Raw genomic sequence first — 12033 nt, 5'->3', positions numbered from 1 at the left:
CGGCCCGGACCGTCAGTCCAGGCAGAACTCGTTGCCCTCGGGGTCGGCCAGCACGAGGTGGCCGGCGCCGAGCGGCGGGGCGGGTTCGTGGCGCGAGAGGCGGGTGGCGCCGAGGGCGACGAGCCGTTCGGCCTCCGCCTCCAGGGCCGCCATCCGCTCGTCGCCGCGCAGCCCGGGCGCGGCCCGCACGTCGAGGTGCGCGCGGTTCTTGCCCGGCTTGCCCTCCGGCACCCGCTGGAAGTACAGCCGCGGCCCGGAGCCGTCCGGGTCAACCGCGGCCGAGGCGTCGTTGCGCCGCTCCGGAGGCACGCCCATCGCCGCGAGGGCCTGGTCCCACGACGCGAAGCCCGGGGGCGGGTCCTGCACCCGGTAGCCGAGGGCCTCGGCCCAGAACGCGGCGAGCGCGGCCGGGTCGGCGCAGTCGAAGGTGAACTGGACGTCGCGGGCCATGTCAGCTCGCCTCCTGGTGGATCGGGTGGATCGGGTGGGTCACGCCGCCATCCTCGCGCGAATAGCGGACGGTCACCGTCCTCGATGCCGTCGGTCGGCGCCCGGAGCGGGGAGTGGGGTAGGAATGGGTGATCAGCGTCGATCGGGAGGTCACCGCCGTGAAGAAGATCATCAACGATCCGGCGACCGTCGTGGCGGACGCGCTGCGCGGGATGGCCCTCGCGCACGCGGACCTGCTCGACGTCTCGTACGACCCGGCGGTGGTCGTGCGGGCCGACGCGCCCGTGCCGGGCAAGGTCGCCCTGGTGTCCGGCGGCGGGTCGGGGCACGAGCCGCTGCACGCCGGGTTCGTCGGGCGCGGGATGCTCGACGCGGCGTGCCCCGGCGCGGTGTTCACCTCGCCCACGCCCGACCAGGTCGCGGCGGCCGTGGCGCGCACCGACGGCGGCGCGGGCGCGCTGCTCGTGGTCAAGAACTACACCGGTGACGTGCTGAACTTCGAGACCGCCGCCGAGCTGGCCGCGGCCGACGGCGTGGACGTGCGCACGGTCGTGGTCGACGACGACGTGGCGGTCAAGGACTCGCTCTACACGGCCGGGCGGCGCGGCGTCGGCGGCACCGTGCTGCTGGAGAAGCTCGTCGGGGCCGCCGCCGAGCGCGGGACGGACCTCGACGGCTGCGAGGCGCTGGCGCGGCGGGTCGTGGCGAACGTCCGCTCGATGGGGCTCGCGCTGACCGCGTGCACCGTGCCGCACGCGGGCGAGCCGTCGTTCACCCTCGCCGACGACGAGATGGAGCTGGGCATCGGCATCCACGGCGAGCCGGGGCGCCACCGCGTGCCGGTGGGTCCCGCCGACGACCTGGTGCCCGCCCTGCTCGACCCGGTCCTGGAGGACCTGCCGTTCGGCGCCGGCGACCGGGTGCTGCTGTTCACCAACTCGATGGGCGGGACGCCGCTGATGGAGCTGTACCTGGCGCACGGCATCGCGGAGCGGCTGCTCGCGGAACGGGGGATCGCGGTGGAACGACGGCTCGTCGGCCCGTACGTCACCAGCCTGGAGATGCAGGGCGTGTCGCTGACCCTGCTGAAGCTCGACGACGAGATGGTCGAGCTGTGGGACGCGCCCGTGCACACCCCGGCGCTGCGGTGGGGTGCCTGATGGCGTGCGCGGCGGAGGACGTGGCGCGGGCGCTGCGGGCGGTGGCGGCCGTGGTGCGGGAGCACCGCGAGGAGCTGGTCCGGCTCGACCGCGAGATCGGCGACGGCGACCACGGCGAGAACCTGGCCCGCGGCTTCACCGCGCTGGTGTCCAAGTTGGACGGTGAGGTGCCCTCCTCGCCCGGCGGCGTGCTGCGGCTCGTGGCGACGACGTTGATCTCCACCGTCGGCGGTGCCGCCGGCCCGCTGTACGGCACGGCGTTCCTGCGCGCGGCCACCTCGGTCGGCGACGTGGCGACGCTCGACGGGGCGGCGGTGGCGCGGGCCGTGCAGGCCGCGCTGGAGGGCGTGGTGGCGCGCGGCAAGGCGGCCGTGGGCGACAAGACGATGGTCGACGCCCTGACCCCGGCGGTGGTGGCCGCCGAGGCGACGGCGGCGTCCGGTGGCGACGCGGCGGCCGTCCTGACGGCGGCGGCGGACGCGGCCGAGGAGGGCGCGACCTCCACCACGCCGCTGGTGGCGCGCAAGGGGCGGGCCTCCTACCTGGGGGAACGCAGCGCGGGTCACCTCGACCCGGGCGCCCGTTCGACGGCGTTGATCCTGCGCGCGCTCGCCGGGCGGGCCGCGCGGTGACCGCGTCCGGTGGTGGGCCGTCGGTGACGGCCGTGGACTGCTCCGCGCGCCGCGTGGGCGGCGCCGCGAACCTGGAGGCGTCGTGATCGGGTTGGTCGTCGTGTCGCACAGCCGGCGCTTGGCGGAGGGCGTCGCCGAGCTGGCCGGGCAGATGGCCCCGTCGGTGACCATCGCGGCGGTCGGCGGTGACGGCGCGGGCGGGCTCGGGACCGACTTCGTCGCGGTCACCGAGGCCGTCGCGGGCGCGGACTCCGGTGACGGCGTCGTCGTGCTGTTCGACCTGGGCAGCGCGCGGATGGTCGCCGAGATGGCCGCCGAGGAGGCCGGGGTGACCGTGCTCGTGGTCGACGCGCCGCTGGTCGAGGGCGCGGTGGCGGCGGCGGTGCGGGCGCAGGGCGGCGCCGGGCTGGAGGAGGTGGCGGCGGCCGCGTCGTCGGCCCTCGTGCCCGAGGACGTCCCCGCCGCGGCCGGCGCCGAGGTCGTGCGGACCTCGGTCGTGCTGACCGACGAGATGGGCATGCACGCCCGGCCCGCGGCGCTGCTGGTGCAGGCGCTCACCGCGCTGGACGCCCTGGTGGTGGTGCGGTTCGGCGCCGCCGAGGCCGACGCCAAGAGCGTGCTGGCGTTGATGGGGCTGGGCATCCCGGGCGGTGCGGAGGTCCGGGTCGAGGCGTCCGGACCGGACGCGGCGGAGGCCGTGCGCAGGGTCGAGGACCTGGTCGCGAGGGGGTTCGCGGGGTGAGGTCCCCGGCCTTCCGCTGAACCGGTCACTTGCTCGATACCGATGGTGAAGCTCACGCGAACGACGCGTGACGACCGTGGCACAGTGGCCACAAGTTACCGTCTGGTAGCCACTCCGGTGAGTGGGAGGTACGCAGTGACGCGCCAGTTCAGCACGGTCGGGATCGTCGGCCTGGGCACCATGGGCGCGGGCATCGCCGAGGTGCTCGCCCGCACCGGGCTCACCGTCGTCGCGGTCGACGTGGACGAGGACGGCCTCGCCCGCGGCCGGGGCCACCTGGACCACTCCACCGGGCGCGCCGTGGCGCGCGGCAAGCTCACCGAGGACGAGCGCGCCGAACTGCTGGGCCGCATCTCGTACGCCACCTCGCTGGACGCCCTCGCGGACGCCGACCTCGTCGTCGAGGCCGTGCCGGAGCGCATGGAGCTCAAGGCCGGGGTGTTCACCGCGCTCGACCGGATCTGCCGCCCCGACGCGGTCTTCGCGTCCAACACGTCCTCACTGTCGATCACCGAGATCGGTGTCCACACCGGACGGCCGGGCAAGGTCGTCGGCCTGCACTTCTTCAACCCCACGCCGGTGCTCAAGCTCGTCGAGGTGGTGCGCACCGTCGTCACCGAGCCGGACGTGGTGACCGACGTCGTCGCGTTCGCCGAGTCGCTGGGCAAGACCCCGGTCGTGATCGGCGACCGCGCCGGGTTCATCGCCAACGCGCTGCTGTTCGGCTACCTCAACCACGCCGTGCGCATGTACGAGTCCCGCTACGCGACGAGGGAGGACCTCGACGCGGCCATGCGGCACGGCTGCGGCTACCCCATGGGCCCGCTGGCGCTGCTCGACCTGATCGGGCTGGACACCGCCTACGAGATCCTGGACACGATGTACCACCAGTCGCGCAACCGGCTGCACGCCCCGGCGCCGCTGCTCAAGCAGATGATCACCGCGGGCCTGCTGGGCCGCAAGAGCGGGCGCGGCTTCTACACCTACGACGGCCCGGACTCGCCGGTCGTCGTGCCGGACGTGCACACGCCCGTCGCCACCGCCGACGCCACGCCGTCGCGCGAGGTGCGGCGGGTCGGCGTGATCGGCACCGGCACCATGGCCACCGGCATCGTCGAGGTGTTCGCCAAGCGCGGGTACGACGTGGTGCTGCGGGCGCGGTCGCGGGACAAGGCGTCGGCGGCGGTCGGGGCGGTGCGCAAGTCGCTGGAGAAGGCGGTGTCGCGCGGCAAGCTGTCCGGGGCCGACCGGGACGCCGCGCTCGCCCGCGTCACGCCCGTCGTGGAGTTCGTCGACCTCGCCGACTGCGACCTGGTGGTCGAGGCCGTCGCCGAGGAGCTGTCGGTCAAGAAGGACGTGTTCGCGGCGCTGGACGAGGTGTGCAAGCCGGGCGCGGTGCTCGCGACCACCACGTCGTCCCTGCCGGTCATCGAGTGCGCGGCGGCCACCTCGCGGCCCGGCGACGTCGTCGGCCTGCACTTCTTCAACCCGGCGCAGGTGATGAAGCTCGTCGAGGTCGTGGAGACCATCTCCACCTCGGCCGACGTCGTCGCCACCGCCCGCCGCGTGTGCCTCGACCTCGGCAAGGTGCCGGTGCACTGCGGCGACCGGGCCGGGTTCATCGTCAACGCCCTGCTGTTCCCGTACCTCAACGACGCGGTGAAGATGCTGGAGGCCCACTACGCCTCCGCCGACGACATCGACGAGGCCATGAAGGTCGGCTGCTCCCTGCCCATGGGGCCGTTCGCGCTGCTCGACGTGGTCGGCCTGGACGTGTCGCTCGCCATCGAGCGCACCCTCTACCTGGAGTTCCGCGAGGCCGGGTTCGCCCCCGCGCCGCTGCTGGAGCACCTCGTGAAGGCAGGTCGCCTGGGCCGGAAGACGGGGAAGGGTTTTCGCGATTACGCGGCCTGAGTGCGTGTCCGGTCCCGGCGTTTGGCATCGTGGGCACCATGCGGCGTGTGGTGATCTCGCTCCTGGTGGCGGTGCTCGGCCTGACGGGCGCCTGTGCGTACACGGTCAACGGCACCCCGGTCGCGGAACAGGTGCTCGACGTCGACCCGCCCTTCACCTCGGGGTCGGAGCCCACACCGACGGACGAGGACGACCCGTCGTCCACGTCCGACCCCGACGCGGGCCAGGTCGGTGACATCTGCGCGCTGATCAGCTGGAAGGACCTGCCCTACGAGGTCGAGGACAAGAACGCCGAGCCGACCGAGACCGGCTACGACACGACGTTCGACCAGTCGTGCAAGTGGCAGACGTCCGTCGGCTCGCTCGACGTCGGCGTCACGCTCCGCTTCCGCGAGGGCAAGACCATCACGCTGGAGCAGAGCAACGGCGAGTTCGAGGTCGGCGACCGCAAGGTCACCTACTTCGACCGGACCACGGACACCACCGTCCAGCCGTCGTGCGTGCTGGTGATGGACTACGCGGGCGGCGGCATCGGCATCATCGTGATCGACGGCACCGCCCGCTTCGGCGGCATCTGCGACCAGGGCAGGAAGGTCGCCGAGGTGCTGCTGGAGAAGGAGCCCGCCGGCTGAGCCGGGCCCCGGCCCCGGTCAGCCGCAGCAACCGCCGCCGCAGCAGCCCCCGCCGCCACCACCACCGGCGGGGGTGGCGGCCTTGCCGGCCAGCCCCACCACGGACAGCAGCTTCACGGTGTCGTCGTGGCCGTGCGGGCACGGCGCGGGCGCGTCGGAGTCGCTCATCGAGCGCTTCACGTCGAAGGTGGACCCGCACGCCTTGCAGCGGAACTCGTAGGTGGGCACGTCGCCCATTCTCCCCGCCGACCCGGCGGCGGCACCAGCGAGGGCACCCCGACGGCGGACAGCAGCCCTGCGGATCACCGATGGCGACGCGACCACCGCCCGGCCACGCGCTCATCCCGCAGACCACAGACCGCGAACCGCAGACCACAGACCGCAGACCGCGAACCGCGAACCGTGGGCGATCGGCGTCCGGCGGGCGGATAACCTGGTCCCTCGTGCCCCGCCGCAACCGCCCGCAGCGCCCCCAGCAACCGTCACCCGTCGGTGGCCACGGGTGGGCGCGCGCGGAGAGCGGACCGGACGGCGAGTGGGTGGTCCGGTCCGTCCCGGGCGCCGCGACCACCAAGACCTACCGCTGCCCCGGCTGCGACCACGAGATCCGGCCCGGCACCCCGCACGTCGTCGCCTGGCCGGCCGCCGACCACGGCTCGATCGAGGACCGGCGGCACTGGCACCAGGGCTGCTGGACGGCACGAGGGCGTCGGGGACCCACGGCGCGTCGGTGGTGAGAGCGCTCTCGCGGAAGGGCGTGTCTGACCCGCCGCGTGCGGACCCCGCTCGGGCTGCGGGCTGCGGGCTCGGAGCTGCGGGATCGGGCTGCGGCGTGGATGGTGGCGGATCGGAGGGCGGACCGTGGAGCGGGAGGGAGCAGGCGTGAGCGAGGTGCCCATCACGGGCAGCACCGTGCTGCCCGCGCGGCGCGAGGCGGTGGTGCTGCGGACCGAGGACGGGTTGTCGCTGGTCGGCGAGCTGTCCCTGCCCGCCGCACGCGAACCCCGGGCCACGCTGGTGCTGCTGCACCCCCTGCCGACGCACGGCGGGATGATGGACTCCCACCTGCTGCGCAAGGCCGCGTGGCGGCTGCCCGCCCTGGCCGACCTCGCGGTGCTGCGGTTCAACACGCGCGGGACGGCCAGTGAGGCCGGGCGCAGCGAGGGCGCGTTCGACCACGCCGTGGGCGAGCGGCTGGACGTCGCCGCCGCACTGGCGTTCACGGCCGAGCGCGACCTGTCCGCCGTCTGGCTGGTCGGCTGGTCGTTCGGCACCGACCTCGCCCTGATGCACGGGTGCGACCCGCGCGTCCAGGGCGCGGTGCTGATCTCCCCGCCCCTGCGGTGGAGCGAGGAGGAGCACCTGCGCGTGTGGTCGCGCTCGGGCAAGCCGGTGGTGTGCCTCGTGCCCGAGCACGACACCTTCCTGCCCCCGGAACCGGCCAGGCGGCGGTTCGGCGCGGGCATCCCGACCGCGGACGTGATCGACTTCCCCGGGGCCGGGCACCTCATGGTCGGGCAGTCCGACGAGGTGCTCGACGCGATCGTCGCCGCGGCCGTGCCCGAGGTGCCCACGCCGTTGCCGCGCACCTGGTCCGGCCCTCACGAGCGGCGTCAGGTGGCCATCGTGACCTCCTGACGCCGCCAGACCAGCACCGGCCCCTCGACGGTCCTGCTGTCGCCCACGTGCGCGAAGCCCAGCTTCTCCGCGACGCGCTGGGAGGGCGTGTTGTCGGGGTCGGTAATGATCACCACCGGACGGTCCGGCCGGGCCAGGGCGGCCCACTCGACGGCCGCGCGCGCCATCTCGGGGGCGTAGCCCCGGCCCCAGTGCCGGGGGCGGAACCGGTAGAACAGGTTGAGCGCCGGTTCCCCGTCCAGCTCGTGGTGGCGCAGCCCGCCGAAGCCGATGACCTCCCCGGTCTCCGGCAGCTCCACCGCCCAGTACCCGATGCCGTCGCGCGCCCAGTGGGCCTGCCACTCCACCAGCATCGCCGCCGCCTGCTCGGCGGACGGCGGGCCGGGTGGGTTGAAGCGGTTCGTCCCCGGATCGGACAGCACGGTGATCGCGGAGCGCACGTCGCCCGGCCCGACGCGCCTGAGCAGGAGGCGGTCGGTGCGGATCGGGTCCGGGTTCGAGGTCATGGTCGCGACGCTATCGACGGGGACCGACAATCCGGGGTGTGGATTCCTTGCCCTTGGTGCTGCTGCACGCGTTCCCGCTCGACTCGCGGATGTGGGACGGGGTGCGTGACCAGCTGAAACCCGTCACGATCGACCAGCGCGGCGGTGATCGTTCACCCGATCTGGTGGTCATCGCGGAGGACGTGCTGGCCGAGCTGGACCGGCTGGGCGTCGAGCGCGCCGTGGTCGGCGGCTGCTCCATGGGCGGCTACGTGGCGATGGCCCTGCTGCGGCGCGCGCCCGAGCGGGTCGCCGGGCTCGTGCTGGCCGACACGCGGTCCGGCGCGGACACCGACGAGGCCAGGGCGAACCGGCTGGCGATGGCCGCGCGGGTGGAGGCCGAGGGCGTCGGCTGGGTGCCGGACGCGGTGCTCCCCGGGCTGCTCGGGCCCGAGCCGGACGACGCCGTGGTCGACCGCCTGCGTGAAGCGGTCCTGGGCCGTGACCCGGCCGAGGTGGTGTGGGCGCAGCGGGCGATGGCCGCGCGACCGGACTCGACGCGGCTGCTCGCGGACGTCGACGTGCCGGCGTTGGTGCTGGTCGGGGAGCACGACCGGCTCACGCCGCCCGAGTCGGCCCGGGAGATGGCGGCGGTGCTGCGGCGGGCGGAGCTGGTGGAGCTGCCCGGCGTGGGCCACCTGTCGCCGGTGGAGGACCCGGCGGCGTTCGCGGCGGCGGTGGTGGCCTGGCGGCAGCGCGTGGACCTGTGACGAGCCCCGCGGGAACGACCTGAGCCGTGCGGCCGGTCCCGGTGGCGACCACCGGGACCGGCCGGGGCACGGCTAGCGCTTGCCCGCCTGCGCCTTCGGGTTCGGCCGGGCGATCTTCTGGGTCGGGCCGTCCGGTGCGGGCTTCGCGCCGGGCGCGGGGGCCGGTGACGCGCCACCGGCCGCGACGGGCTCGGGCTTCGACTCCTCGGCGGCGGCGGGCACCGGGGACGGGCCGGCCGGGGACGGGGCCACCGGGGCGGCGGGCGCGGCGGCGGTGGCCGGCGCGGGCGGCTGTGCCGGGGCGGGGGCCGCTGCCTGCGGCTTCTCCTCCTCCAGCGGGTCCAGCAGCGGCGTCACGTCGTGCAGGGCGGTGCGGACCGAGTGCAGCTGCTGCGACAGCCGGTTGCGCAGCTGGCGGAGCGCCTCGACCTTCTGCGCGGCCTGGGTGACGCGGCGGTTCGACTCCTCGGTGGCCTCCCGGACGCGGCGGTTGGCCTCGTCGGTGGCCTCCTGGACGCGCGCGGTCGCCTCGCTGATCGAGTCGTGGCGGCGGCGGTTGGCCTCCTCGGTGGCCTCCCGCACCAGCCGCTGCGCCTCGGCGGTCGACGCCGCCTGCTCCTGCGCGACCTGGGCGCGCACGCGGGCGGCCTCCTCGGCGGCCTCGCGCACCCGCCGGTCGGCCTCGCCCTTCGACGCGGCCTCGGTCTCGGCCAGGGTCTTCATCGACTCGACCCGGCGCGCGGCCATCGCGATCTCGAAGTCCTCCTCGACCGTGGTGCGGCGCTGGAGCGACTCCGCGTCGAGCTTGGCCGCCGCCTCGCGCGCCTCGCCCACGATCTTCTCGGCCTCGGCGCGGGCCTTCTCCAGGACGCCCCGGTGCTCGGCCTCCATCTCGGTGCGCCGCCGCTCCTGGTCGGCGATCAGCTTCTCGTACCGGGCGCGCAGCGCCGCCGCGTCGGCCTCCGACTTGGCGCGGATGTGCCCGCCCTCGGCCTCGGCGCGCGCCTTGATCTCGTTGGCCTCGTCCTGGGCGAGGCGCAGCATCCGCTGCAACCGCTCGCTCAGGCCCTCCAGCGTGGTCGGCGGCAGCGACAGCCGCTCCACCTGGCCGCGCAGTTCGCCGACCTCCGAACGGGCCGCCTCCAACTGGCGGGCGAGGTCGTTGGTCTGCGACACCGCCGCGTCGCGGTCGGCCGCGAGCAGGCGCAGGTCGGAGTCGAGTCGTTCCAGGTGGTCCTCGACCTGGGCACGGTCGTACCCGCGCTTGACGATGTCGAAGCCGGAGCCCAGGGGGACAAGGTCACGGTCGTCGGCGAGGCCCATGGCGTGCACGCTACCCGCTCCCGGTGCGCGGCGGTCACCCGAGCGCCGCACACCGGGGGTGATTTCGCTTTAGACGCCCCGGAAACGGTTGATCCCGGACAGGTGGCGCGCCCGCAGCTCGTGGTCGCGGACGCCCAGGCCCTCCTCGGGGGCCAGCGCCAGCACGCCGACCTTGCCCTGGTGGGCGTTGCGGTGGACGTCGTGCGCGGCCTGCCCGGTGTCCTCCAACGAGTACACCTTGGACAGTGTCGGGTGGATCTTCCCCTTGGCGACCAACCGGTTGGCCTCCCACGCCTCGCGGTAGTTCGCGAAGTGCGAGCCGATGATCCGCTTGAGGTGCATCCACAGGTAGCGGTTGTCGTACTGGTGCATGAAGCCGCTGGTGGAGGCGCAGGTCACGATGGTGCCACCGCGCTTGGCGACGTAGACGGACGCGCCGAACGTTTCCCGGCCCGGGTGCTCGAACACGATGTCGGGGTCGTCACCGCCGGTCAGCTCGCGGATCCGCGCGCCGAACCGCTTCCACTCGCGCGGGTCCTGCTCGTGCTCGTCCTTCCAGAACCGGTAGCCCTCGGCGCTGCGGTCGATGATCAGCTCGGCGCCCATGCGGCGGCAGATCTCGGCCTTCTCCGGGGACGACACGACGCACACCGGCGTCGCCCCGCCGTTGAGCGCGAACTGCGTGGCGTAGGAGCCGAGGCCGCCGGAGGCGCCCCAGATCAGGACGGTGTCGCCCTGCTTCATGTTCGCGCCGTTCGTCGACACGAGCTGCCGGTAGGCGGTGGAGTTCACCAGGCCGGGCGACGCCGCCTCCTCCCACGTGAGGTGGGCGGGCATCGGCATCAGCTGGTTGGCCTTGACCAGGGCGATCTCCGCGAGGCCGCCGTAGTTCGTCTCGAAGCCCCAGATGCGCTGCTCCGGGTCGAGCATGGTGTCGCCGTGGCCGTCCGGGTGCTCCAGCTGCACGTCGAGGCAGTGCGCGACCACCCGGTCACCGGGCTTCCAGGCGTTGACGCCCGGCCCGGTGCGCAGCACGACGCCCGCCAGGTCGGAGCCGACGACGTGGAACGGCTGATCGTGCCGGCCGCCGTACTTCTTCAGGAACGAGAACGTCGACACCGGCTCGAAGATCGAGGTCCACACGGTGTTGTAGTTGATCGCGCTGGCCATCACGGCCACCAGCGCCTCGCCCGGACCCAGCTCGGGGGTGCGCACCTCGTCGACGTGCAGCGACTCGCGCGGGTCCTTGTCCTTGGTGGCGAGGCCCTCGAACATGCCCACCTCGTCGGCGTGCACCGTCACGCCCCGGTAGGTCTCCGGTACGTCGAGCGATCCGATCGCGTCCACTTCGTCGGCCAGGATCGCGTCGAGGATCTTCTGCACGGCGTTCCCTCCCAGGTCGGGGGTGTTCGGAGATGTCGTGGCGCTCAAGAGGTCCACGCAGGTTGCCGGAGGTTACCCACGGGTAACCGATTCAGAAGACACAGCTGTGAGCCACCGCACTGCCCTTTCCCCCGAACGGTCGCCCTTGACCCGGTGGCCGACCGGGCGGAGCATCGGGGGTGCCCGGAGAGGGCGGGGGTGCGGGTCGCCGGGCGGGCGGACACCCGAAGGGTCGCCGGAGGGCGCGCTCGTCCGGCGCGTCGTCGAAGGGCGCGCTCGTCGGGTGGGGCGTGGTCGTCAGGTGCGGCGGCGGTACCGGCGGTTCAGCGGCAGCGGTTCAGCGGCCGGCGGCGGGTTCGACCAGCTCGACCAGCACGCCGCCCGCGTCCTTGGGGTGCACGAAGTTGACCCGGCTGTCCGACGTGCCGCGGCGGGCGCCCTCGTACAGCAGGCGCAGCCCCTTGTCGCGCAGCGCGTCGGCCGTGGCGTCCACATCGGACACCCGGAGGGCCAGTTGCTGGAGGCCGGGGCCCGCGCGACCGATGAACTTCGCGATCGTCGAGTCCGGGCTCAGCGGCGCGAGCAGCTGCACGGCCGTGCCGCTCCCGTCGTCGCCGGGGGCGCGCAGCATGGCCTCGCGCACGCCCTGCTCCTCGTTGACCTCCTCGTGCACGACCTCCAGGCCGAAGTGCTCCCGGTGGAACGCGATCGCGTCGTCGAGGTCGGGGACGGCGATGCCCACGTGGTCGATGGCGGTGACGAAGCCGCGTAGTTCTTCCATGCCGGCGAACATAACTCCCGAATCGGTGCAGGTCCCGCTGTGCGACGTCTCACAAGGCTACTCCTAAGTAACCGTGGGTATCGTGGCGTGTTAACAACCGCTTACACCCGCTGTGGAGGCTGC

General features: G+C 73.9%; 14 protein-coding genes. 8 read left to right on the top strand and 6 right to left on the bottom strand.

The features are described from left to right. Positions 1-12: 12 nt before the first annotated feature. Positions 13-450 (bottom strand): VOC family protein, encoded by a 438-nt coding sequence (locus tag ACRAKJ_RS36490; RefSeq protein WP_438926058.1) that lies wholly within the window; start codon positions 448-450, stop codon positions 13-15. Between the two features lie 158 nt (positions 451-608). Between ACRAKJ_RS36490 and dhaK the strand changes: the two genes are divergently transcribed. From dhaK to ACRAKJ_RS36465, 5 genes are all read left to right on the top strand, one after another. Further along, positions 609-1610 (top strand): dihydroxyacetone kinase subunit DhaK, encoded by a 1002-nt coding sequence (gene dhaK, locus ACRAKJ_RS36485; RefSeq protein WP_438926066.1) that lies wholly within the window; start codon positions 609-611, stop codon positions 1608-1610. Continuing rightward, positions 1610-2242: a dihydroxyacetone kinase subunit DhaL gene (gene dhaL, locus ACRAKJ_RS36480; protein WP_438926057.1), complete on the top strand. Its 633-nt coding sequence runs from the start codon at positions 1610-1612 to the stop codon at positions 2240-2242. Before dhaK ends, dhaL begins: the two co-directional genes overlap by 1 nt. Before the next feature lie 82 nt (positions 2243-2324). After that, entirely contained in the window at positions 2325-2984 is a 660-nt protein-coding gene (gene dhaM, locus ACRAKJ_RS36475) for a dihydroxyacetone kinase phosphoryl donor subunit DhaM (RefSeq protein WP_438926056.1), read from the top strand. A 135-nt stretch (positions 2985-3119) separates the two neighbouring features. Then, positions 3120-4898 carry a 3-hydroxybutyryl-CoA dehydrogenase gene (locus ACRAKJ_RS36470; protein ID WP_438926055.1) on the top strand — a complete coding sequence of 593 codons (1779 nt, stop codon included), beginning with the start codon at positions 3120-3122 and terminating at the stop codon, positions 4896-4898. A gap of 38 nt (positions 4899-4936) precedes the next feature. Beyond that, the gene (locus ACRAKJ_RS36465) at positions 4937-5530 is read left to right on the top strand and encodes a DUF3558 family protein (RefSeq protein ID WP_438926054.1); all 594 of its coding nucleotides are present in this window, start codon (positions 4937-4939) and stop codon (positions 5528-5530) included. 18 nt (positions 5531-5548) lie between these two features. Here ACRAKJ_RS36465 and ACRAKJ_RS36460 read toward each other — a convergent pair whose 3' ends face one another. Continuing rightward, positions 5549-5758, bottom strand: coding sequence for an FmdB family zinc ribbon protein (locus tag ACRAKJ_RS36460; RefSeq protein ID WP_438926053.1), 210 nt, complete (start codon positions 5756-5758; stop codon positions 5549-5551). A gap of 215 nt (positions 5759-5973) precedes the next feature. Between ACRAKJ_RS36460 and ACRAKJ_RS36455 the strand changes: the two genes are divergently transcribed. Both ACRAKJ_RS36455 and ACRAKJ_RS36450 read left to right on the top strand, forming a co-directional pair. Further along, positions 5974-6267: a hypothetical protein gene (locus tag ACRAKJ_RS36455; protein ID WP_438926052.1), complete on the top strand. Its 294-nt coding sequence runs from the start codon at positions 5974-5976 to the stop codon at positions 6265-6267. A 145-nt stretch (positions 6268-6412) separates the two neighbouring features. Further along, a complete protein-coding gene (locus ACRAKJ_RS36450) occupies positions 6413-7168 on the top strand; it encodes an alpha/beta hydrolase (protein WP_438926051.1) in 756 nt (251 codons plus the stop codon). On the opposite strand, the gene ACRAKJ_RS36445 is transcribed toward ACRAKJ_RS36450, so the two are convergent. Beyond that, entirely contained in the window at positions 7144-7674 is a 531-nt protein-coding gene (locus ACRAKJ_RS36445; RefSeq protein ID WP_438926050.1) for a GNAT family N-acetyltransferase, read from the bottom strand. The two genes, ACRAKJ_RS36450 and ACRAKJ_RS36445, sit on opposite strands and share 25 nt — an antisense overlap. 38 nt (positions 7675-7712) lie before the next feature. Here ACRAKJ_RS36445 and ACRAKJ_RS36440 point away from each other — a divergent pair, with 38 nt between their 5' ends. After that, positions 7713-8423, top strand: coding sequence for an alpha/beta fold hydrolase (locus ACRAKJ_RS36440; protein WP_438926049.1), 711 nt, complete (start codon positions 7713-7715; stop codon positions 8421-8423). Positions 8424-8495: 72 nt separating this feature from the next. Here ACRAKJ_RS36440 and ACRAKJ_RS36435 read toward each other — a convergent pair whose 3' ends face one another. The 3 genes from ACRAKJ_RS36435 to mce all read right to left on the bottom strand — a co-directional run bounded on the left by ACRAKJ_RS36435 (position 8496) and on the right by mce (position 11910). After that, a complete protein-coding gene (locus tag ACRAKJ_RS36435; protein WP_447008808.1) occupies positions 8496-9746 on the bottom strand; it encodes a chromosome segregation protein in 1251 nt (416 codons plus the stop codon). A gap of 69 nt (positions 9747-9815) precedes the next feature. Beyond that, a complete protein-coding gene (gene ccrA / locus ACRAKJ_RS36430; RefSeq protein WP_438924833.1) occupies positions 9816-11129 on the bottom strand; it encodes a crotonyl-CoA carboxylase/reductase in 1314 nt (437 codons plus the stop codon). Positions 11130-11466: 337 nt separating this feature from the next. Next, positions 11467-11910 (bottom strand): methylmalonyl-CoA epimerase, encoded by a 444-nt coding sequence (gene mce, locus ACRAKJ_RS36425; protein WP_438924830.1) that lies wholly within the window; start codon positions 11908-11910, stop codon positions 11467-11469. Positions 11911-12033: the final 123 nt, after the last annotated feature.

Source organism: Saccharothrix sp. DSM 118769 (assembly GCF_052936295.1).
The sequence above is the reverse complement of the archived record's forward strand: the minus strand, read 5'-3'. Positions and strand labels throughout refer to the sequence as shown.